16 protein-coding genes are annotated in these 22,557 nt (G+C 74.9%); 10 read left to right on the forward strand and 6 right to left on the reverse strand.

What is annotated here, in order from left to right:
• Position 1: 1 nt before the first annotated feature.
• The 3 genes from treZ to glgX all read right to left on the reverse strand — a co-directional run bounded on the left by treZ (position 2) and on the right by glgX (position 6,484).
• Positions 2-1,738 carry a malto-oligosyltrehalose trehalohydrolase gene (treZ, locus tag ACFY2K_RS41015; protein ID WP_380529346.1) on the reverse strand — a complete coding sequence of 579 codons (1,737 nt, stop codon included), beginning with the start codon at positions 1,736-1,738 and terminating at the stop codon, positions 2-4.
• A complete protein-coding gene (gene treY / locus ACFY2K_RS41020) occupies positions 1,738-4,200 on the reverse strand; it encodes a malto-oligosyltrehalose synthase (protein ID WP_387717864.1) in 2,463 nt (820 codons plus the stop codon). The genes treZ and treY overlap by 1 nt, the downstream gene beginning before the upstream one ends.
• A 136-nt stretch (positions 4,201-4,336) precedes the next feature.
• Positions 4,337-6,484, reverse strand: coding sequence for a glycogen debranching protein GlgX (glgX, locus tag ACFY2K_RS41025; RefSeq protein ID WP_375890108.1), 2,148 nt, complete (start codon positions 6,482-6,484; stop codon positions 4,337-4,339).
• A gap of 413 nt (positions 6,485-6,897) precedes the next feature.
• Here glgX and ACFY2K_RS41030 point away from each other — a divergent pair, with 413 nt between their 5' ends.
• The 6 genes from ACFY2K_RS41030 to ACFY2K_RS41055 all read left to right on the forward strand — a co-directional run bounded on the left by ACFY2K_RS41030 (position 6,898) and on the right by ACFY2K_RS41055 (position 13,075).
• Positions 6,898-8,172, forward strand: a complete 1,275-nt coding sequence (locus tag ACFY2K_RS41030; RefSeq protein ID WP_375890110.1) for an SAV2148 family HEPN domain-containing protein — start codon at positions 6,898-6,900, stop codon at positions 8,170-8,172.
• 46 nt (positions 8,173-8,218) lie between these two features.
• Positions 8,219-8,674, forward strand: a complete 456-nt coding sequence (locus ACFY2K_RS41035) for a GNAT family N-acetyltransferase (protein WP_380529327.1) — start codon at positions 8,219-8,221, stop codon at positions 8,672-8,674.
• A 109-nt stretch (positions 8,675-8,783) separates the two neighbouring features.
• Entirely contained in the window at positions 8,784-9,542 is a 759-nt protein-coding gene (locus ACFY2K_RS41040; protein ID WP_375890114.1) for an ABC transporter ATP-binding protein, read from the forward strand.
• Positions 9,539-11,485, forward strand: a complete 1,947-nt coding sequence (locus tag ACFY2K_RS41045; protein WP_387717869.1) for an FtsX-like permease family protein — start codon at positions 9,539-9,541, stop codon at positions 11,483-11,485. The genes ACFY2K_RS41040 and ACFY2K_RS41045 overlap by 4 nt, the downstream gene beginning before the upstream one ends.
• A gap of 331 nt (positions 11,486-11,816) precedes the next feature.
• Entirely contained in the window at positions 11,817-12,527 is a 711-nt protein-coding gene (locus ACFY2K_RS41050) for an exonuclease domain-containing protein (protein ID WP_375890118.1), read from the forward strand.
• Positions 12,528-12,598: 71 nt separating this feature from the next.
• Positions 12,599-13,075 (forward strand): GNAT family N-acetyltransferase, encoded by a 477-nt coding sequence (locus ACFY2K_RS41055; RefSeq protein ID WP_380529323.1) that lies wholly within the window; start codon positions 12,599-12,601, stop codon positions 13,073-13,075.
• A 78-nt stretch (positions 13,076-13,153) separates the two neighbouring features.
• On the opposite strand, the gene ACFY2K_RS41060 is transcribed toward ACFY2K_RS41055, so the two are convergent.
• From ACFY2K_RS41060 to ACFY2K_RS41070, 3 genes are all read right to left on the reverse strand, one after another.
• Positions 13,154-13,969 carry a hypothetical protein gene (locus tag ACFY2K_RS41060; RefSeq protein WP_387717873.1) on the reverse strand — a complete coding sequence of 272 codons (816 nt, stop codon included), beginning with the start codon at positions 13,967-13,969 and terminating at the stop codon, positions 13,154-13,156.
• 34 nt (positions 13,970-14,003) lie between these two features.
• Positions 14,004-15,002 carry a polysaccharide deacetylase family protein gene (locus ACFY2K_RS41065; RefSeq protein WP_387717876.1) on the reverse strand — a complete coding sequence of 333 codons (999 nt, stop codon included), beginning with the start codon at positions 15,000-15,002 and terminating at the stop codon, positions 14,004-14,006.
• 219 nt (positions 15,003-15,221) lie between these two features.
• Entirely contained in the window at positions 15,222-16,115 is an 894-nt protein-coding gene (locus ACFY2K_RS41070; RefSeq protein ID WP_380529318.1) for a phosphotransferase enzyme family protein, read from the reverse strand.
• A 529-nt stretch (positions 16,116-16,644) separates the two neighbouring features.
• Here ACFY2K_RS41070 and ACFY2K_RS41075 point away from each other — a divergent pair.
• The 4 genes from ACFY2K_RS41075 (at position 16,645) to ACFY2K_RS41090 (ending at position 22,225) form a co-directional block, all read left to right on the forward strand.
• Positions 16,645-18,780 (forward strand): MMPL family transporter, encoded by a 2,136-nt coding sequence (locus ACFY2K_RS41075; RefSeq protein ID WP_380590847.1) that lies wholly within the window; start codon positions 16,645-16,647, stop codon positions 18,778-18,780.
• Positions 18,781-19,085: 305 nt separating this feature from the next.
• Positions 19,086-19,292 (forward strand): cold-shock protein, encoded by a 207-nt coding sequence (locus ACFY2K_RS41080; protein WP_196949043.1) that lies wholly within the window; start codon positions 19,086-19,088, stop codon positions 19,290-19,292.
• Positions 19,293-19,462: 170 nt separating this feature from the next.
• Positions 19,463-21,214, forward strand: a complete 1,752-nt coding sequence (locus tag ACFY2K_RS41085; protein WP_387717881.1) for a DEAD/DEAH box helicase — start codon at positions 19,463-19,465, stop codon at positions 21,212-21,214.
• A 297-nt stretch (positions 21,215-21,511) separates the two neighbouring features.
• Positions 21,512-22,225 carry a ricin-type beta-trefoil lectin domain protein gene (locus ACFY2K_RS41090; RefSeq protein ID WP_380529311.1) on the forward strand — a complete coding sequence of 238 codons (714 nt, stop codon included), beginning with the start codon at positions 21,512-21,514 and terminating at the stop codon, positions 22,223-22,225.
• Positions 22,226-22,557 lie beyond the last annotated feature (332 nt).

The following is a 22,557-nucleotide window of genomic DNA, read 5'->3' on the forward strand; positions in this document are numbered from 1 at the left end:
GTCAGCCGGTCCGCACGACCGCCACCGCGTCCGCCGCAAGCCGCACCCCCGAGTCCTCCAGCAGGGCCGCCCCGAAGGCCGCCACCACCTCCCGCCCGGTGCCGCCCAGCGGCAGCAGGGCCTCGGCCGGGCCAAGGTTGACCGCGATCCGGTACGGCCCCCGGTGCAGCACCAGCCGGCCCGCCGCCTCGTCGACGTCGACCCGCACCGCGCCGAGGTCCGGTTCGGCCAGCTCCGGCCGCTCGCGCCGCAGCCGGATCAACGTCCGGTGCCAGTCGAGGAGTTCGGCGTGCGGGGCGCGCCGGGGCTCGGTCCAGTCGAGCACCGACCGCAGCACGGTGGCCGGCTCCTGCGGGTCCGGGACGGCCTCGGCGGCCCAGCCGTGCTCGGCGAACTCCCGTCGCCGGCCCTGCCGGACGGCCTCCGCCAGAGCCGGGTCGGTGTGGTCGGTGAAGTACTGCCAGGGGGTGGCGGCGCCCCACTCCTCGCCCATGAACAGCATCGGGGTGAACGGCGCGGTGAGCACCAGCGCGGCGCCGCAGGCCAGTCGGCCGGGGGTGAGCGAGGTGGAGATCCGGTCGCCGAGCGCCCGGTTGCCGACCTGGTCGTGGGTCTGGAGGTAGCCGAGCAGCCGGTGGCCCGCCGCATCGGCCCCGAACGGGCGGCCGTGGCCGCGCCCCCGGAAGGAGGACCAGGTGCCGTCGTGGAAGAAGCCGTGGCGCAGCGTCTTGGCCAGGGCGGTGAGCGGTGCGGCCGCGAAGTCTGCGTAGTAGCCCTGGGATTCGCCGGTGAGCGCGCAGTGCAGGGCGTGGTGGAAGTCGTCGTTCCACTGGGCGGTGAGGCCCTGGCCGCCGGCCTCGCGGGCGGCGGTGGTGCGCGGGGTGTTGAGGTCGGATTCGGCGATCAGGAACAGTGGGCGGTTGGACGAGGCCGCCAACTTCTCGACCTCCCGGGACAGTTCCTCCAGGAAGTGGACGGCCCGGTCGTCGACGAGGGCGTGCACCGCGTCCAGTCGCAGGCCGTCGATCCGGTAGTCGCGCAGCCAGGCGAGCGCGCTGCCGACCAGGTAGGCGCGCACCTCGTCCGAGCCGGGCGCGTCCAGGTTGACCGCCGAGCCCCACGGGGTGTGGTGCCGGTCGGTGAAGTACGGGCCGTACGCGGGGAGGTGGTTGCCGGACGGGCCGAGGTGGTTGTGCACCACGTCGAGCACCACCCCGAGGCCCTTGCGGTGCGCGGCGTCCACGAAGCGCTTGAGCCCCTCCGGGCCGCCGTAGGGCTCGTGCACGGCCCAGGGCGCGACGCCGTCGTAGCCCCAGCCGTGCTTGCCGGGGAACGGGCAGACCGGCATCAGTTCGACGAGGTCCACGCCCAACTCGACCAGGTGGTCGAGCTGTTCGGCGGCCGCTTCGAAGGTGCCGCGGGCGGTGAAGGTGCCGACGTGCAGCTCGTAGAGCACCGCGCCGGGCAGGGTGCGGCCGCGCCAGCCGGTGTGCGACCAGCGGAAGGCGGTGTGGTCGACCGCCCGGCTGGGGCCGTCGGGGCCGTACGGCTGGCGGGGCGAGCGCGGGTCGGGCAGCGGTGGGCCGCCGTCGAGCCGGAAGGCGTAGTCGCCCGCCGGGGCCTCGCCGCTCCACCAGCCGTCCCGCTCCGGGCAGCGCGCCAACTCATAGGCGCTGCCGTCCACTTCGACGTCGACCCGGCGGGTCGCGTTCGGCGCCCAGACCTCGTAGCGCGACATCATCGGCCCCTCCTCGTCAGCAGCGCCACCGGGTACGTCGCCAGCAGGTCCGCCACCGGCACCGGACCGGCGGGGAAGCCGCGCAGCGACAGCTCGTCGGTCCACGGCCCGCCGGGCGGCAGCTCCAGGACGGCGTCGCGCCAGCCGCCCGCCGCCGCCAGCCCGTACGGCAACCGGGTGACGGCGGTGACCACGTCCTCGCCGCGGGCGAAGGCGAGCAGGTGGTCGGGGGCGGCCAGCGGCCGGTAGGCGCCGAGCGGGCCGGAGCGGCGCAGGTGCAGCGCGGTGGCGGTCAGGTGCAGCTTCTCCCGGGCGAGGTCGCCGGGGCGCGGGGCGGCCGCGTCGGTGAGCCGTACGGCGAGCGCGCCGAGGTCCACCACGCCCCGGTTGTCCGGGTCGACCAGGGTGTACAGCGGCTCCTCGCTGCCCTGGAAGAGGTCCGGCACGCCGGGGACGGTCAGGTGCAGCAGGGCGGCGGCCAGGGTGTTGGCACGGGCGTACGGGGCGAGCTCCCGCACCCGGCCCTCGATCCGGGCGAGCAGCCCGGCGTCGCCGAGGACGGCGCGGGCCCGCTGCTCCAGGGCCCGCTCGTACCCGGCGTCGGGGCTGGTCCAGGAGGTGTGCAGCTTGGCCTCGCGGACGGCCTTGAGCAGGGCGGCGACCAGCCGGTCCGGGGTGATCGGCCAGGCGGCGACCAGGGTGTGCCAGAGCAGCCAGTCGGCGTCCCGGTCCAGCCCGGGGGCGGCGGGCCCGGCGGCGAGCTCGGCGGCGGCGGACCAGGCGGCGGCCTCGGCGGCCCAGGCCTGCGGCTGCTCGGCGAGGACGGCGAGGCGGGCCCGGGCGTCGGCGCTGCGCTTGGTGTCGTGGGTGGAGAGCGCCGTCATGCTGTGCGGCCAGTCGCGTTCCAGGTAGCGGCACCAGTCGTGGAAGGCGGCCGGGGACAGCCCGGGCCGGGCGGGCTCGCCGCCGACCTCGTTGAGGGCGGGCAGCGCGTTCCAGCGGTAGAAGGCGGTGTCCTCGACGCCCTTGGCGGCCACGGCGGCGGCGGTCTGGGCGAAGCGCACGCAGAACTCGTCCTTGTCGTCGCTGCGGCCCAGCCGGGCGAGGGCGAGGGCGGCGACCAGGTGCCCGGTCGGGTCGGCTGCGCCGTCCACCGGCAGCGCGGGGTCGTCGGCGGGCTCGCCGGGCCGGGCGTAGGGCCGGTACACCGGGTAGTCGGTGAGCAGCCGGCGCAACGCCGCGCGCAGTTGCCAGGGCGCGTGGTCGGCGTGGGCGGGTTCGGCGGCGCCGATCCGCAGCGCGATCCGGACCAGCCGCTCGACCTCGGCGGTCAGCTCGCCGCCGGGCCCGGTCATCTCGGCCCGGCCGCGGCGGGCGGCGGCGACCGCCGGGTGGGGGTCCCGGCCGGAGGAGTCCACCGGCTCGTCGTCCGCGACCGCCCCGCCGCGCAGGAAGGCCTCGTAGGCCTCGGCGAGCCGGCGGGCGCCGACGGGGTCGGTGAGCACGCCGTCGATGCGGCGCAGCGCGTCGTAGCCGGTGGTGCCGGCCACCGGCCAGTCCGCGGGCAGCCGCTCCTCGCCGGTGAGGATCTTCTCGACCACGACGTAGGCGCCGCCGGTGGCGTCGGCCAGGCGGCGCAGGTAGCCGCGCGGGTCGGCGAGGCCGTCGGGGTGGTCGATCCGGAAGCCGTCCAGGACGCCCTCGGCGTGCAGCCGCAGCAGCACGGCGTGGGTGGCGGCGAAGACCTCCGGGTCCTCGGCCCGGACGGCGATCAGCTCGTTGACGGTGAAGAAGCGCCGGTAGTTGAGCTCGGTGCGGGCCAGCCGCCACCAGGCGAGCCGGTACCACTGCCGGGCCAGCAGTTCCGGGAGCGGGAGCCGTTCGGTGCCGGGGCGCAGCGGCAGCTCGTGCCGGTGGTAGCGCAGCACCCCGCCGTCGACCACCAGCTGGTCGAGGACGGCGCCGAGCCGGTCGCCGAGCAGCGGCAGCAGCACCCGGCCGCGCTCCGGGGCGTCGGCGGGGCCGGGCTGGGCGGTCCAGTCGATGTCGAACCAGCGGGCGTACGGCGAGTCGGGTCCGTCCCGGAGCACCTGCCGGAGCGGTTCGTTGAGCCGCTCGGGGACGGGCACGGCCATGTGGTTGGGCACCACGTCGGCGAGCAGCCGCAGGCCGTGCCGGTGGGCCTCGGCGGCCAGGGCGCGCAGCGCGCCCTCCCCGCCGAGCTGTTCGCTGATCCGGGTGTGGTCGACGGTGTCGTAGCCGTGGGTGGAGCCCGGGGAGGCCTCCAGCAGCGGGGAGAGGTGCAGGTGGGAGACGCCGAGGGCGGCCAGGTAGGGGACGGCGGCGGTGGCGTCGCGGAGGGTGAAGCCGGGCTGGAGCTGGAGGCGGTACGAGGCGGTGGGGGCGGGGGTGGGAGGGGTAGCGGCCGGGCGGGGCTGCGCGGGCTCGGCGGCGGAGGTCATAGCTCCATAGGTACCCGGCCGGGCCCGCCGCCAAGACCCGCTGCTGACCCGAACAGGTGAGCGCAAGATCCCTATGAGCGCCCGGCGGGCCCTTGCACGGCCCTTGCACGGCCCGTGCACGGCCCCTGCGCGGTCGCTAGGCCGGTCGTTGCAGCACCATCAGCGAGCGGTCGGTGAGCCATAGGGCGTCCCCGGCCTTGACCCGGGCCCCGGTCCCGGGGGCGGGCAGCCGGGGCTGCGCGGTGTCGACCACGACCTGCCACTCCTGCCCGTGGTCGGCGGGGACGGTGAACTCCAGCGGCTCGAAGTGGGCGTTGAACATCAGCAGGAAGGAGTCGTCGACGATCCGCCCGCCGCGCCGGTCCGGTTCCGAGATGGCGTAGCCGTTGAGGAAGACGGTGAGCGACTTGGCGTAGCTGGCGCCCCAGTTGCGCTTGGTCATCTCCTCCCCGGCGGGGGTGAACCAGGCGATGTCGGTGAGGTCGTCGTAGCCGTCCGGGGCGGGGGCGACCGAGCCGTGCCGCCCGGGGACCGGCCGTCCGTGGAAGAACCTGCGCCGCCGGAACACCGGGTGGTCGCGGCGCAGCCAGATCATCCCCTGGGTGAACTCCAGCAGCCGGGCGGCCGGGCCGTCGCCCTCGGGCCAGTGCACCCAGGCGAGCTCGTTGTCCTGGCAGTAGGCGTTGTTGTTGCCCTCCTGGGTGCGGCCGAGCTCGTCGCCGTGGGAGAGCATCGGGGTGCCCTGGGAGAGCATCAGGGTGGCGATGAAGTTGCGCTGCTGGCGCGCCCGCAGCTCCTCCACGGCCGGGTCGGTGCTGGGGCCCTCGGTGCCGCAGTTCCAGGAGCGGTTGAAGGACTCGCCGTCCCGGTTGTCCTCGCCGTTGGCCTCGTTGTGCTTGTCGTTGTAGGAGACCAGGTCGCGCAGGGTGAAGCCGTCGTGGCAGGTGACGAAGTTGATGGAGGCGATCGGGCGGCGGCCGTCGTCCTGGTAGAGGTCGGAGGAGCCGGTGAGCCGGGAGCCGAACTCGGCCAGGGCGGCGTTCTCGCCGCGCCACAGGTCGCGCACGGTGTCCCGGTACATGCCGTTCCACTCCGTCCACAGCGGCGGGAAGTTGCCGACCTGGTAGCCGCCCTCGCCGAGGTCCCAGGGTTCGGCGATCAGCTTGGCCTGGGAGACCACCGGGTCCTGCTGCACCAGGTCGAAGAACGAGGACAGCCGGTCGACCTCGTGGAACTGCCGGGCCAGGGTGGCGGCGAGGTCGAAGCGGAAGCCGTCCACGTGCATCTCGGTGACCCAGTAGCGCAGCGAGTCCATGATCAGCTGGAGCACGTGCGGGCTGCGCATCAGCAGGCTGTTGCCGGTGCCGGTGGTGTCCTCGTAGAAGCGCTGGTCCCGGGCGAGGCGGTAGTAGGAGACGTTGTCCAGGCCGCGCAGCGACAGCGTCGGCCCGAGGTGGTTGCCCTCGGCGGTGTGGTTGTAGACGACGTCCAGGATCACCTCGATCCCGGCCGCGTGCAGCGCCTTGACCATCGACTTGAACTCCTGCACCTGCTGGCCTCTGTCGCCGGTGGAGGAGTAGGAGGAGTGCGGGGCGAAGAAGCCGACGGTGTTGTAGCCCCAGTAGTTGGCCAGCCCGAGGTCGCGCAGCCGGTGGTCGCGGACGAACTGGTGGACCGGCATCAGCTCGATCGCGGTGACGCCCAGCTTGGCCAGGTGCTCGATCACCGCCGGGTGGGCCAGGCCCGCGTAGCTGCCGCGGATCTCCTCGGGGATGCCGGGGTGCAGCCGGGTGAGGCCCTTGACGTGGGCCTCGTAGATGACGGTGCGGTGGTAGTCGGTGCGCGGCGGGTGGTCGGTGCCCCAGTCGAAGTACGGGTTGATGACCACCGAGTGCATGGTGTGCGGGGCGGAGTCGAGGTCGTTGCGGCGCTCGGGCGCGCCGAAGTGGTAGCCGTAGACGGACTCGTCCCAGTCGATGTGGCCGCTCATCGCCTTGGCGTACGGGTCCAGGAGCAGTTTGGCGCTGTTGTGCCGCTGGCCCAGGCCCGGGTTGTACGGGCCGTGCACCCGGAAGCCGTAGCGCTGGCCGGGCTGGACGCCCGGGAGGTAGGCGTGCCGGACGAAGGCGTCCGTCTCGCGCAGTTCGACGGCGGTCTCCGAGCCGTCCTCGTCGATCAGGCACAGCTCGATCCGGTCGGCACTCTCCGAGAACACCGCGAAGTTGGTGCCGGCCCCGTCGTAGGTGGCGCCGAGGGGGTAGGGCTTACCGGGCCAGACCTGCATGAGTCCTCAACTTCCTTGTGGCATACGGAAACTGATCTGTAGTCCGACACGCGGTCCGGCCGGGCGGCCGGCCCGGACGCTCTCTTCCCGGCCGGGCGGCCGGGCATGTGCGGCCCTGGGGTCCGTGACGCACGGCACAGCCCGCACACTCCCCGAGATACTCCCCGAGCCCTTCCCCGGCGGCCGGGAGGTACCGCCGGGGTTGCTCCGAACGGGTGTCCGGCGGGCATTCGTGTGAAAACTGTTGCCACCGGTGCGGGAGGGGCGCCGGAGGGCCCCTGGCCGATCCGGCTGCGGGCGGCTCGCGGCGGGCAGTACCCTTGATCGTCCGGCCGCTCCGGCCGACCGGTGCTTGTCAACGGTCCGTCAACGGCCCCCGCGTCCGCGGGGGTCAGCCGCAGATGAGGTGGCGCATGGTGTTCCCTGCTGGCGGCCGCGGCTCCGGGCCCGACGGCCCCGACCGGGGCGGCGTCCGCAGCGAGGCGCCCACGGTGGTCATGCGGCCCACCATGACCGGCCGCGCCCTCGTCCCCGCCCAGGGCGGCCCGGTCGAGGTCCCCGCGCTCGCCTGGTCGGCCGCCGAGTGGGAGGACTCCTACCAGCGGGTCCGGCTCTCCGGCCGCGCCTACGTCTGGCTCAACCTCGTCGAACAGCGGCTGCGCTCCCTGGTCGACGAGGTGCTGCACCCCATCTACGCCCCCGCCCACGGCGAGGACTGGGTCACCGCCGCGGCCGGCCCGGCCGGCGAGGAGTGGGCCCACCGGGCCGGCGCCGTGCGCGAGGTCAGCCGCCGCAAGGGCTACCTCCTCGACCCGGCCGACGACGACCCGCTGGTCTTCCTCACCCTGCCCCAGCTGCGCGAGCTGATGGTCCAGCACTGGCCCTGCTTCGAGCCCTACCTCGCCGACCGGCGCGAGATCGAACTCGCCCTGGACGAACTGGAAGTGGCCCGGCACGTGGTCTCCCGCAACCGGGTGCTCACCCAGACCGTGCTGGCCCAGACCGAGCGCGCCGCCGCCCGGCTGCTCGCCGTCCTCGACGGCGGCGCGGGCGGGGTGCCCGCCGACGTGGTCGAGTCCCTGGTCGCCGGACGCTACGCCGACGTCGTCGCCGTGCACGCCGACCGGGTCCGGCTGCAGCGCGACCTCCCGGTCGAGGACCTGCTCGACGGCGCCCGGCGGCTGGACGCGCTCGGCATCGGCCTCGGCATGCTCTGCCAGAACTACACCGGCAAGCGCCTGGTCCGCCTCGCCGGCGAAGGCTGCCGGGTACGGCTGCTGTTCCTCAACCCGGCGAGCAGCGCCACCCGCCGCCGCGAACGCGAACTCGGCCTCTCCCGCGGCGAGTTGTCCCGCTCCATCGAGATGAACATCATGCACGTGCGGCGGGTCCGGGCCCGGCTGCGGGACCAGGGCGGCTTCGAGATCAGGGTCTTCGACGAGACCCCGCGCTTCACCGCCTACCTGGTCGAGGGCCCCCGCCCCACCGGCCCGGTGGCCGGCCGCCGGGCCGGCCGCGACCTCGGCGTCATCCAGCCCTACCTGCGCCGCTCGCGCGGCATGGAGTCCCCGGCACTGATCCTGCGCGGCGGCGCCGGCCAGCAGCCCGGCGGCACCGAGCCGGGGCTGCTGGAGGTCTACCGCGAGGAGTTCGAGGGGGTCTGGGCGGACGCCCGGAACGTGTCCTGAGATATTCGCTGGTCGGCGGTGCCGTCCGGGTGTGACACTGCGCGCCGTGAACAGCCTCCCCGTCTGGACCCTGGAGCCCGCCGGGCCCGAGGACCTCGAACCCGTCGTCGAGCTCAAGGCCCGGGTCATGCGCGCCGACCTGGAACGCCTCGGGCGCTGGGACCCGAACCGCTCCCGGGAGCGGGTGCGGAAGTCCTTCTCCACCCGGCACACCTCGGTGCTGCTGGTCGAAGGCGCCTTCGCGGGCTCCGTCACGATCCGCCCCGACGGGCGCGGCGGGCGCGAGCTGGAGCTCTTCTACCTGGCCCCCCACCTCCAGGGCCGCGGCCTCGGCACCGCCGTCCTGCGCCACCTCCTCGCCGAGGCCGACGCCGCCGGCGAGCCCGTGCGCCTGACCGTCCTCCAGGGCAGCGCCGCCCGGCGGCTGTACGAACGGCACGGCTTCACGGTCGTCGAGGAGGACCCGGTCGACGTCACCATGCACCGGGAGCCGGCCCGCTGACCCCGACGGCGTCCGGCGCCCGGCGGCTGGCCGGAGCCCTCGGCGGGGCGTAACGATTCCCCCATCACCCCTGGTCAGGGCGGTCGTGGCCGTGGTAGGTGTAGCCCCCGTGAAGATCACGGGGGATGACGGGGCCGTACTGCGCCTCGAAGACGTACACCGCACCTACGGCACCGGCCCGGAGGCCGTCCGGGCACTCAGGGGGGTGGACGTCGGCTTCGACCGCGGCACGTTCACCGCCGTCATGGGGCCCTCCGGCTCCGGCAAGAGCACCCTGCTGCAGTGCAGCGCCGGCCTCGACCGACCCGACCGCGGCCGGGTCGTGCTGGACGGCACCGACCTCGCCGGGCTGACCGAGACCCAGCTGACCGTCCTGCGCCGACAGCGGCTCGGCTTCGTCTTCCAGGCGTTCAACCTGGTCGGCTCGCTCACCGCCGAACAGAACGTCGGCCTGCCGCTGCGCCTGGCCGGGCGCCGCCCCGACCGGGCCGAGGTCCACCGCGCGCTCGCCCAGGTCGGCCTCGGCGAGCGGGCCGGCCACCTGCCCTCCCAGCTCTCCGGCGGCCAGCAGCAGCGCGTCGCCATCGCCCGCGCCCTGATCACCAAGCCCCGGATGCTGTTCGCCGACGAACCCACCGGCGCCCTCGACAGCTCCAGCAGCCGCGACGTGCTCGCCCTGCTGCGCGACCTGGTCGACCGCGAGGGCCAGAGCACCGTCATGGTCACCCACGACCCGGTCGCCGCCGCCCACGCCGACCGGGTGCTCTTCCTCGCCGACGGCCGGATCGTCGACGACCTGCCCCGCCCGACCGCCCAGCAGGTCGCCGAGCGGATGACCGCCCTGGAGACGGCGGGGACGCCGGCATGACCTCGCTCGGGACCCTGCTGCCCGTCGCCGCCGCGAGCCTGCGCCGCCGCAAGGCCGCCTTCGCCGGCTCCTACGTCGCCCTCACCCTCGGCGTCACCCTGGTCGCCACCACCGGCAGCCTCCTCAACGAAACCGCCGGGGACGACTCCCCGCTCGGCGCGCCCTCGCTGCACAAGGTGCTCCAGTTCACCTCCGCGATGGCCGCCTTCGTCGCCGTCTTCGTGGTCGCCGGCACCTTCGCCTTCGCCGTCGCCCAGCGCCGCCAGGAGATCGCGATGCTGCGCGCCGTCGGCGCCACGCCCCGCCAGATCGTCCAACTGATCACCGGCGAGGCCGTCGTCGTCGCCCTCGCCTCCGCCATCAGCGGCTGCCTGCTCGCGCTGCCCGGCGCCCCCGCCCTCGCCTCCTGGCTGGTCGCCCGCGGCGCCGCCCCCGAGGGCTTCACCGCCCGGCCCGCCGCCGGCCCGATGCTGCTGGCCGCCGCCGTCGGCCTGGCGGTCGCGCTGCTCGGCGCCGTCACCGCCGCCGTCCGCGCCGGGCGGGTGCGCGCCGTCGAGGCGCTCGGCGACGCCGCCGCCGACCGCACGGTGATGACCGGGGCGCGCTGGGCCTTCGCCGTCCTCGGACTGCTCGGCCTGGTCGGCGTCGTCTCCTACTACCTGTCGGCGGCGTCGCTGCCGCCCGCCCCCGGCGACCAGCCGGACGACCCGCAGCTCGCCTCCCAGTGGGTGATGGGCGCCGACCTGGCCACCATCACCACCCTCGCCCTGTTCGCGCCCGTCGTCGTGCCCCTGCTGGTCCGACTGCTCAGCGCCCCGCTCGCCCGGCTCACCGCCGCCGCCCCGCTGCTCGCGCGGCAGAACGCGCTCACCGCCGTGCGCCGCACCGTCTCCACCGCCACCCCGGCCTTCCTCACCATCGCGCTCGCCGGCACCGCCGTCGGCTCCACCGCCGCCTTCGCCGACGCCATGACCGCCCAGGCCGGGGCCACCGCCGCCGCCCGCTACGTGCTGCGCCCCGGCGCCGCCCCGCTGCCCGCCGACGCCGCCCACCGGCTCACCGCCGGCCGGCCCGACCTGCACGCCACCGCCACCACCTCCACCGTGGTCACCGGCCTCGGCGCCGACCGGCCCGCCTTCGACGACCACGGCGAGGACTCGCCCGCCAGCGCGCCCTCCGCCGCCACCGTCGTCGACGGCGACCTCGCCACCGCCTGGACCCTGCCCGCCGTCGACGGCACCGCCGCCGACCTGCACGGCGCCACCCTCGCCGCCTCCACCGACCAGGCCCGCGGCCACGGCTGGAAGGTCGGCGACCAGGTCAACCTGCGCCTCGCCGACGGCACCGTCACCGGCCTGCGGCTCGCCCTCGTCTACCGCACCCAGCTCGGCCTGGACGAGGTCCTGCTCAGCGGCGACGCCGTCACCGGCCACCTCGACGGCGCCCGCCCCGGCGCCGTCCACCTCAGCGCCGAACCCGCCGACCGGCTCGGCGGCGTCCTCACCGACGCCCGCGACCCCGGCCCCGACCCGAACGCCCACTACGCCTGGATCGCCACCACCACCATCCTCGGCCCCGCCCTGCTCTACGCGCTGATCGCCATCGTCAACACCATGGTGATGAGCGCCGCCGACCGCCGCCGCGACTTCACCGTGCTGCGGCTGGCCGGGACGGTGCGCCGCCAGGTGCTGGGGATGGTGGCCCTGGAGGCCGCCCTGGTGGTGGCCACCGCCGCGGTCCTCGCCCTCGCCGTCACCGCGCTCACCCAGTACGGCACCACGGCCCTGCTCAACCACCGCGTCCTGGCCGGGCAGGCGAGCGTCGCCCTGCGGCTGCCCTGGCTGCCGCTGGCCGGCGGCGCGGTGCTCTGCCTGGCGCTCGCCGTGGCCGCCAGCACGCTGTCCGCGCGGGTCGCCCTCGCCGGCCGGGCGGCGGCCCGGTAGGCCGTCCGGCCGGCGACCCGCCGGTCGTCATCCGTCTCGGCCGCTCGGCCGCTCGGCCCCGGTGCGCACCTGCGCGCGCCGGGGCCGAGCGGTCGTGGCGTCCCGCGACCTCCTCACCTCCGGCCCGGTCGACCGGCCAAGCGGGCTCCGGGCAAGCGGAGTTGGACCTTCCGCCGACCCCCGCAGCCGGCCGGCCGGCACCCCGCAGCGCCCCCGGAAGCCCCCCGGAAGTCCCCCGGCCACCCCCGGACCGGCCGCCCTGACGGCCGGGTTGTCGGTGGGGCGGGTGATGATAGGGGCTGTTTCGCCGGAGGACGGAAGGACACACCTGATGAGCTGGTGGCAGCAGCCACTGGTCGGCTTCGACCTGGAGACCACGGGCACCGACCCGGCCGTGGACCGCATCGTCACGGCCGCCCTCGTGGACACCGTCGGCGCCGTCCGGGTGGATGCCGCCAACTGGCTGCTCGACCCCGGGGTGCCGATCCCCGCCGAGGCGGAGGCGATCCACGGCATCGGCGACACCCTGGCGCGCAGCAGGGGGCGGCAGGCCAAGGAGGCGGTCGAGGAGATAGCCGCGGCGCTCTGCGCGCGGATCGCGGACGGGCGGCCCGTGGTGGCCTTCAACGCCCCGTTCGACCTGTCCCTGCTCGACGCCGAGTTGCGCCGCCACGGGCTGCCCACGCTCGCCGAGCGCCTCGGCGCCCCGGTCGGGCCGGTGCTGGACGCGCTGGTCATCGACCGGGCGGTCGACAAGTACCGCAAGGGCTCGCGCACCCTCCAACGGGTCTGCGAGGTGTACGGGGTGGAGCTGACGGACGCCCACGAGGCGGGCAGCGACGCGCTGGCCGCCGTCCGGGTCGCCGTCGCACTGGCCGGGCGCTACCCGGCCGAGGTGGGGGAGGTGGCCCCGGCCGAACTGCACCGGCGCCAGATCGACTGGTACCGGGACTGGGCCGAGGGCCTCCAGTCCTGGCTGCGCCGCGGCAAGGACCCGCTCGCGGTGGTGGACCCGCGCTGGCCGTCCCGACCGTCCGGATGACCGGGGCCGCGGACCCGGTACGCCCGGACCACCCCGTGCGTCCCGTCCACCCCGTGCGTCCCGTCCACCCCGTGCGTCCCGTCCACCCCGTGCGCCCGGCGGTCCCGGCGGACCTGCCCGGCTTCCTGGCGCTCGCCGCCGAGGTCGAGCACTGGTTCGGCCCGATGGTGGCCGAGCCCGGCTTCCGCCGCGCGGTGGAGAAGGCCGTCGCCCGGGGCACCGCGACCGTCGCCGAGTCCACCGGGGGCCTGCTCGGCGGCCTGCTGTTCGGCCCCGCGCAGGACGGGCCGCACCACCTGCACTGGCTGGTGGTCGCCGACCGCGCCCGGGGCACCGGCGTCGGCCGGGCGCTGGTCGAGGACGCGCTGCGCCGCCACGTCCGCGCCCCGGGCACCGTCGAGGTGGTCACCTTCGGCCCGGACCACCCCGGGGCGGTGGCCAGCGGTGCCCGGGTGTTCTACGAGCGGCTGGGCTTCACCCCGGCCGCGGCCGCGGCCCCCGGGCCGGAGGGCGGCTCCCGGCAGGTCTACCGGCGCCGGTTCGGCTGACGGGTTCGGCTGAGGGGCTCGGCCGACGGGTTCGGCCGCGGTCCGACCGAGCGGTCCGGCCGAGCGGTCCGATGTCCGTCACTGGAGGTCCAGTCCGACCGGGTGCGTCACGTCCACCGGGCAGGCGAACACGTGCAGTTCCCCGTGCCGCCCGACCGACAGGTCCGGATCCCCGCCGCTCTCCACCGTCAGCAGGTGCGCCATCCGCGCGCCGCAGCGGCCGCAGTCGACCGGGACGAGGTCGGTGAGGTGCCAGGACGGCCAGCCGCCCAGCTTCCAGCCGTCCGCCCGGCCGAGGTCCCGCTGGTACCCGATGCCCCGCCGCTCGGCGAACTCCTCGACGGCGCGGGCGAGTTCCGGGGGCAGGTCGTCCCGGTCGGGCAGGTCGAGGAGCTGTTCGGGGCGCACCGCGCACGGGCGCGGCAGGTACTCCGGCGCGCTGTGGCGGGGCGGCGGGGGAGTGGCCGGGGCGAGGTCGGCGGCGCGCTGCCAGTGGAGTTCGACGGCGGGGCCGTAGTAGTAGCGCTCGCCCTGGATGTCGTCGTGGTCGTTGGGGCACCAGAGCACCTGGAGCAGGTCGGTGCCGTGCGGCCGGGGCAGGTGCGGGGCGTCCTCGGCGCGGATCCGGGCGAGCGGGACCAGCGCCGTCGCGGCGGCGGGTGGTTCCGGGGTCCTGCGGGGGAGGACGTCCTCCTCCTCGGGGTGGCGCGCGGTGCAGTGCGGCCAGGGCTCGCCGGTCGGCCACTGGGCCGGGCCGCCGATCCGGCTCGCCCCGGGGTCGCCGGGGTCGGCGGGGGCACCGCCGGGGGCGGCGTACGGGTGCAGCAGGGTGGCGGGCCGCAGGTGGCGGGCCAGGCCGGGGACGGCGGCGACGAGGGCGGCGGTGTCGGTCACGGCCGCCCACCCTACGGGCCGCGGTCCAACGGCCTTACGCGGCGGGGAAGTCGAAGGTGTACCCCTGGGCGACGAGCCAGGGCAGCAGCTGCTTGAGCGCGGCCACGGTCTGGCTGCGGTCGCCGCCGCCGTCGTGCATCAGGATCACGCCGCCGGGCTTGAGCTGGCTCTGCACGGTGGAGACGATCGCGGCCACGCCCGGGCGGGACCAGTCGCGGGGGTCGACGGACCAGCCGAGCGAGTCCATCCCGAGCCCGGCGGCGATGTGCTCGTTGTCGGCGTTGAAGCCGCCGCCCGGGGCGCGGAACCAGCCGACCCGGGTGCCCGGCCCGCCGGCCTTGACGATCATGTCGCGGGCGGCGGAGATCTCGTACACCGCCTTGTCGTGCGGGAGCTTCTCGAACGGCTGGGGGTGGTGGACGCTGTGGTCGCAGAGCCGGTGGCCCTCGGCCAGCACCCGCTTGACCAGGGCCGGGTTGGCGGCGGCGTTCTGGCCGATCTCGCAGAAGGTGGCCTTGACGTGGTACTGGGCGAGCAGGTCGAGGACCTGGCCGGTGGCCGGGCCGGGGCCGTCGTCGAAGGTGAGGGCGACGGTGCGGCCGCCGGAGGCGGTGGAGCCGATCACCTTGGTGGCCTGGCCGGGGTGCGCGGGCGGCGCGGCGGGGGTGCCGGTGGGAGTGCCGGGGGCGCCGGGGGTGGCGCCGGGGGTGGTGCCGACCGGCTTGCCGGTGGCCGTGGCCGTGGCCGTGGCCCGGCCGGGGTCGGCCGGAGCGGTGGGCGTGCGCGGCTGGGCGGCGTCCGAGCCGGGGGCCGGAGCGGTGCCGGCCGCGGTGCCGTTCCCGGTGCCCGTGCCGTTCCCGGTGCCCGTGCTGTTCGCGGCGCCCGGGGTGGTGGCGGTCGGGGTGGGCTGGAGCGCCCCGCTGGCGGTGCCGCACGCGGACAGGCCCAGGACGGCGGCCACCGCGATGCAGCCCGCGAGCAGCCGGTTGCGGTGGGGGCGAAGGGGGCTGCGACGGGTGGGGGTCCGGTGCATGGCGGCGGCTCCTGAGGGGCGAGAAGGGGGCCGATCCCGGAGGCCGATCCCTCGGTCAGGATGACTGTGCGATAGGACGCCGATCGTACGTGTCCCGGTTGCGCGCCGGACCGTTCCGCCTTAAGAGTCTTCTCACACCCGCCGGGGTCGGCCTCCGCCGCCCGGGGGAGGTATCGGGGAGGCGGCGGGGGCAGCGGCGGAGGAGGCGGCGGCCCGCCGTCAGAACGGGTACCAGCGCACCCCGGTGGCCCCCTCCCGGAGCGAGTCGACCCGGCGCCGGAACTCCGCGAGCGCCGCCGGGTTCCCGGCCGCCTGCTGGGCGACCCAGGAGGCGCTGGCGGTCTCCCGGGCCCCGCGCAGCACCGCGAAGCCGGACCAGTCGCGCACGTCCCGGCCGTAGGCCGCGGTGAACGCCAGGTAGTCCTCCTCGGGCACCCCGTAGCGGTCGTGGGCGAGCGCCAGGACCACCAGGTCGTGCTCGCGCAGGTCCCGGGAGAAGGTCTCCAGGTCGAGCAGCACCGGCCCGTCCGGTCCGACGTGGACGTTGCGCGGCAGCGCGTCGCCGTGGATCACTCCGGGCGCGAGCTCCGGCACCAGGCCGGGCAGGGCGGCCGCGAAGGCGTCCCGGCGCTCGCGCAGGAAGGCGACGTCCGCCGGGTCGACCTGCCCCTCGGCGGAGGCCAGCCAGCGCTCCACCGGCGCCAGCAGGTCGCGCCCGTCGAGCGGGAAGGGCGGCAGCGGCAGGGCGTGCAGGGCGCGCAGCAGCGGGGCGAGGTCGGCCGGGCGGGAGGGCCGGACGGCGGGGGCGAGCCGGTGCCAGAAGGTGACCGGGTGGCCGTCGGCCCGGTGCGGCCCGGCCTCGACCCGCTCGTACGGGCGGACCACCGGGATGCCCTGCCCGGCCAGCCAGTGCGCGACGGCCAGTTCCCGCCGGGCCCGGTCGTACAGTCCGGGGCCGCGGCCGACCTTGGCGACCACGGCCGGGTCGCCGAGGTCGAAGACGGCGTTCTCGCCGAGCGCGAGCAGCCGCGCCCCGTCGGGGGCGGGCAGTCCGGCGGCGGCGCAGGCGCCGGTGAGCAGCAGCCGGGCGCGGGCCTCGTCGAAGGGGATCATGGCTGGGCTCCGTTCCGCCGGTGTTCATCCGGGGGATTCCGGACGGTGATCATCATGACGCACGGAGCGGCGGGCCCCGGGGCGGCCGGGCGAGCGGGCCCCGGGGCGGCCGGGCGGTGCCGTGGGGGTTTCCCCTGGTTCGCTACCCCTAGGCCTCCTCCTCCGAGGTAGGGGGTGGACTCCACCCTGAGGGGGAGAAGGCTCCACCCGGAGCACGAGGCCAACGGCAGCGCGGCCGGGAGAGACTGGGGCGGGGCCGGTTCGGGGTGGCCCCGCAACGGGGGTTGGACCACGGGGGCTTTCTTGCCGCACGGCGAGCACGTACTCGTAGGATGACGCCCAGACCTACTTACCTGCCGACCGGCTAGTGGACGCCAGTGCGCGTCCGGCCCGGTCCTGCCGTCGCCCAGCGTCCCGTCCCCCAAGGGCTGCGGTGAACCATGCCCAGGAGGCATCGAGCATGTTCCACCGACTAGGACAATTCGCCGTACGCCGTGCGTGGTGGGTGATCGCCGCGTGGCTCGTCGCCATGGTCGCGATCTTCATATCCGCGCCCAAGGTGAGCTCCCAGACGGACGAGGCGTCGTTCCTGCCCAAGCACTACGAGTCCATCCAGGCCGCCGAGGTGCAGGCCAAGGCCTTCCCGGCCGCCTTCACCCCGGACGCCCTCATCCTCTTCGAGCGCAACGACGGCGCCGCGCTCACCGACGCCGACACCAAGGCCATGGGCAAGCTGACCCAGGACCTCGCCGGCAAGAAGATCGACGGCGTCGAGGCGGTCAACCCGCCCGCCGACAAGCTCGGTTACTCCGAGGACCACAAGTACGCGCTGGGCACGGTCGCCATCGCCAAGGACAAGCAGCAGGACCCGAAGGCGGTCGCGGACGTCGCCAAGGCGCTGCGCAGCGACGGCAAGGACCTGGCGGGCCCCACCGGACTCAAGTTCCAGCTCGGCGGCTCCGCCGCCCAGACCCTGGACCAGCAGGAGTCCTCCAGCGACACCGAGGGCCTCATCACCATGGCCACCCTGGTGCTGGTCATCGTGATCGTCGGCATCATCTTCCGCAGCGTCCTGGCCGGCCTGCTGCCCATCCTGGTCTCGCTGATCATCGCCCTGCCGACCTCCATGGGACTGATCAACTACGCCACCAAGGCCTTCGACCTCAAGAGCACGGCGATCCTCACGCCGATCCTGATCGTCGTCGTGCTCGGCGTCGGCACCGACTACTTCCTCTTCCTCGCCTTCCGCTACCGCGAACGACTGCGGGCCGGTGAGGACCGCAAGTCCGCCGTCGTCAACGCCGTCGGCCGGGTCGGCGAGGCGATCGCCTCCGCCGCCGGCGCCGTCACCATCGCCTTCGCCGCGCTGGTCCTCTCCAGCCTCGGCATGTTCCAGGCCCTCGGCCCGGCGCTGGCCATCGCGGTCGTCGTCACCGCCCTCGCCTCCGTCACCCTGGCCCCGGCCCTGCTCGCCGTCATCCCCGCCCGGGCCGTCTTCTGGCCCGGCAAGAAGTGGATGCGGGAGCCCGGCGACGCGCGCTTCACCGCGCTCGGCCGGGTCGTCGAGAAGCGCCCGGCGCTCACCGCCCTCGCCTCCGGCGGCGTGCTGGTCGCCCTGACCCTCGGCGCCCTCGGCTACAACGGCCTGTTCGACATGACCAGCGGCTCGATGCCGAAGACCGTCGAGTCGATGGTCGTCCAGGACACCATGTCCACCGCGTTCTCCAAGGGCGCCGCCTCCCCCAGCCAGGTCTTCCTGAGCAGCACCGACGGCAGGAAGCTCGACCCGGCCTCCTTCCCGGCCTACGCGGACAAGCTCCACGTCGCCGGCGTCGCCCAGGTCTTCGCACCCGCCCCCACGACCGCCGCGAGCCAGAACAAGACCATCAGCGACGACGGCACCACGGCCCAGTTCACCGTGATGCTCAAGGACGAGCCCTCCAGCAACGAGGCCATCGCCACCGTCACCGAACTGCGCGCGGTCGCCCACGCCCAGGCCCCGGCCGGCACCGAGGCCAAGGTCGGCGGACTCAGCTCGGTGTTCAAGGACATCAACCTGGCGATGACCCACGACTACAAGCTGGTCTTCCCGATCGCCGGGCTGCTCATCCTGCTCATCCTGGCGCTCCAGCTGCGCAGCGTCGTCGCCCCCTGGTACCTGATGGCCTCGGTCGGCCTCGGCTTCGGCGCCACCCTCGGCGCCGCCACGCTGCTCTTCCAGAAGATCGGCCACGAGACCGGCCTGATGTTCATGATGCCGATCCTGATCTACCTCTTCGTGGTGGCGATCGGGACCGACTACAACATCCTGATCATCGCCCGCCTGCGCGAGGAGGCCCGCGCGGGCCGCACCCCGCGCGAGGCGGCCCGCGAGGCGCTGCGCCACGCCGGTCCGACCGTCGCGGCGGCGGGCTTCATCCTGGCGGCCTCGTTCGGGACCTTCATGCTCGCGGGCAACAGCTTCATGCTGGAGTTCGGCTTCGCCATGGCCTTCGGCATCGTGCTGGCGGCCTTCGTGATGGCGATGTTCTTCACCCCGGCGCTCACCGCGCTGATCGGCAACAAGGCGTGGTGGCCCGGCCACGGCGGTGACGCCCGTCCGAGTGAGGGCCACGCCCCGCGGGTCGGCAGCACCATGCCGCCGGAGCCGGTCGGCCGGCACTGACCCGAGGGCCCGGCGACGGGCCGCACAGCAGACGGCGCCCCGCTCCGGCGGGGCGCCGTCCCCTCTTTCCAGGGGGGCCAAACGTGATCTGTCGAGCAGAAAAGTCCCCGGTCAATCGGGGTGCGACCGTGCTACAGTCGAGGCAGTTGCAGTTTTGGTTCCCATGAACGTGTGTGTGCGCCTGCTGGTACCAACCAACAGGCGCATTTGTTTTGTCCGGTGTTTCAGTCTCCGGATGGGGATCGCGGCTACTTGGGGACTCACGAGGTGTGGGTCCCTGATGCCCCAAGTATGAGGAGACGGTTATGGCTACCGGCACCGTGAAGTGGTTCAACAGCGAAAAGGGCTTCGGCTTCATCGAGCAGGACGGCGGCGGCCCGGACGTCTTCGCCCACTACTCGAACATCCAGGCCAACGGCTTCCGCGAGCTCGTCGAGGGCCAGCGCGTCGAGTTCGACGTCACCCAGGGCCAGAAGGGCCCGCAGGGCGAGAACATCCAGGTCATCGCCTGACGTTCAGCCTCTCAGCTGACACGTGATCCTGTGATCTCGTGAAGCGGGGGCCCGTACCGCTCGGCGGTGCGGGCCCTCGTTCATGCCGCAGTACGGCCGGGGCGGCGCACTCCACTCAGACGGCCGACCAGTCCGCGAACGCGGGCTGCCGACCGACGTACGGAGAACCCGTGACCACCCCTGCCCGCACGCCCCGCGACCGAGGCGACCGCACCACCGACCGTTCCGCCGCACGCACCGGCGACCGCACGGCCGAAGGCCGCACCGGCCGCCCCCGCCGCACCGGCGACAACCCCGAGCGCGCCCGCCGCACCGGGGAGGGCGCCGCCGCCGCCGACCGCACCCGCAAGCCCCGGGGCCGCACCGGCGCCCCCAAGGCCACCCGCACCGCCGTGGCGGAGCCCGCCGACTTCACCGTCGTCGAGGGCACCCCGGCCCGGCCCCCGGCAGCCTCCTTCGGCGAGCTCGAACTGCCCAAGGCGATCCTCTCCGCGCTCACCCGCGAGGGCGTCACCGAGCCGTTCCCGATCCAGGCCGCCACCCTGCCCGACTCGATCGCCGGGCGCGACGTCCTCGGCCGCGGCCGCACCGGCTCCGGCAAGACCCTCGCCTTCGGCCTGCCGCTGCTCGCCCGCACCGCCGGGCGCCGCGCCGACTCCCGGCACCCGCTGGCGCTCGTCCTGGTGCCCACCCGCGAGCTCGCCCAGCAGGTCACCGACGCGCTCACCCCGTACGCCACCGCCGTCAACCTGCGGATCACCACCGTCGTCGGCGGCATGGGCATCAGCCGGCAGGCCAACGCGGTGCGCCGCGGCACCGAGGTCCTGGTCGCCACCCCCGGCCGACTGGACGACCTGATCGGCCGCGGTGACGTCAACCTGTCCGACGTCGCCATCACGGTCCTCGACGAGGCCGACCAGATGGCCGACATGGGCTTCCTCCCGCAGGTCAGCCGGCTGCTGGAGCAGGTCGCCGAGGGCGGGCAGCGGATGCTGTTCTCCGCCACCCTGGACCGCAACGTGGACCGGCTGGTCAAGCGCTTCCTGACCGACCCGGTCACCCACTCGGTCGACCCCTCGGCCGGCGCGGTCACCACCATGGACCACCACGTCCTGCAGCTGGAGCCCACCGACAAGGCCTCCGCCACCGCGCACATCGCCTCCCGCGACGGCCGGGTGATCATGTTCGTGCACACCAAGCACGGCGCCGACCGGCTCGCCAAGCAGCTGCGCGCCAGCGGCGTGATGGCCGCCGCCCTGCACGGCGGCAAGTCCCAGCCGCAGCGCAACCGGGTGCTGGACCAGTTCCGCGAGGGCGAGGTCACCGCGCTGATCGCCACCAACGTGGCCGCCCGCGGCATCCACATCGACGGCCTCGACCTGGTCGTCAACGTCGACCCGCCGATCGACCACAAGGACTACCTGCACCGCGGCGGCCGCACCGCCCGGGCCGGCGAGTCCGGCACCGTCGTCACCCTCGTCCTGCCCGAGCAGCGCCGCGAGGTCAACCGGCTGATGACGGTCGCCGGGATCCGCCCGACCGTCACCAAGATCCGCCCCGGCGACGCCGAGCTGTCCCGGATCACCGGCGCCCGCACCCCCAGCGGCGTCGCGGTCGCGCTGGTCGTCCCGGCCGCCGCCCAGCCCGCGGCCCCGGCCGCCTCGGCCGACGGCAAGGGCGCCGGCAAGTCCGGCAACCCGCGCCGCCGCCCCGCCAAGCGCTCCGGGCTGCCCGCCGACGTCGACATGAACGGCAACCCGCGCCGCCCGCGCCCCAAGCAGCGCCTCGGCGCCGCCACCCAGGGCGAGCGGCCGCAGGCCGCCGGGTTCATCGGGCGCTCCTCCGGCCGGGCCCGGCCGGGCAGCGGCTCCCAGTCCGGCGGCAACTACGGGACGGGGCGCCAGCGCCGCAAGTTCGACTGACGGCCGTCCCGGCCTCCCGGCCCCGGCCCCGGTTTCGCCGAACGGGCCCCGTGCTCCCCTGTGGTGGGGAGCACGGGGCCCGTTCCGCGTTTCCGGGCCGCCCGTTTCCGGGCCGTCCGAGCGACTGCCGACCGAACAGCTGGCGTGAATCCGTTGAAGCTCGCCTTGAACGAGAGCTTGACGGTGACCCGGCGAACCCCGATTCTTCTACACGGCCCACACAACTGCCGCACAGTCACCACCAGTGCACAGACGTCGTGTTGACGCGATTCGCCGACCGGAAGGACCACCGTCCCGATGCGCCGAACCTCCGCCCTGCTGACCACCGCCCTGCTCGCCGGGGCCGCCGCCCTGGCCGCACCCGCCACCTCCGCCCAGGCCGCGCCCTCCTGCGGCGCCTACGTCGCGGGCTGGAGCGCGATCGGCAGCTGCAGCGGCCTCGACCCGATGCAGACCTGGACCGTCGCCGCCACCTGTTACTACTGGAACTCCACCCACACCGTGCAGTTCACCCGCCCCGCGATCGGCGGCGTGGCGATCGGGGACGGCAGCGTCTCCGCGGCCTGCGGCATCGGCGACAGCGTCATGTTCCCGCGCGTCATCCTGGGCGCCACCCCGCCGGCCGGCCCGACCGGCCAGATCACCGGCTACGCCAACAAGTGCGTCGACGTGAAGGGCGCCAACCTCGGCAACGGCACCCCCGTCCAGATCTACGACTGCAACGGCTCCGTCGCGCAGAAGTGGCGGATCGGCGTCGACGGCACCGTCCGCGCCCTCGGCAAGTGCATGGACGTCGCCGGCGGCGGCACCGCCAACCACACCATGGTCCAGCTCTACGACTGCAACGGCACCGGTGCCCAGCAGTGGCAGGCCCGCTCCGACGGCTCGCTCTACAACCCGCAGTCCGGCCGCTGCCTGGACGACCTCGGCTTCGCCACCAACAACGGCAACCAGCTCGGCATCTGGGACTGCAACGGCGCCGCCAACCAGAAGTGGAACCTCCCGGCCTGACGCACCACCACCGGAGCCGGGTCCGCCGCCCGCACCCCCGTCGGGCGGCGGACCTCCCCTCTTGCGGAGCCCGGGACGGGATCCCCGCCCGCCCCGACGGCGCCCTCTACCAGCTCTCCGGCGGCCTCGCCGACGCCGACGCCGGCCACCCGGGCGACACCTCCACCCTCCGCCGGGTCCGACCCGGCCCCACCCCGAGGGCGCGCACGGCACCGGCCGTGCGCGCCCTCGGTGCTGCCGCTAGGGCCTGTCCGGCGGATCTTGGCAGATCAGCGCGCGGCGTTGGGCGCCCGGCTGGGCGTGCGCCCGAGTCGGCCTCGTACTGGACGTAC

Origin of the sequence: Kitasatospora sp. NPDC001309 (assembly GCF_042896295.1) — a bacterium.
Classification (GTDB): domain Bacteria; phylum Actinomycetota; class Actinomycetes; order Streptomycetales; family Streptomycetaceae; genus Kitasatospora.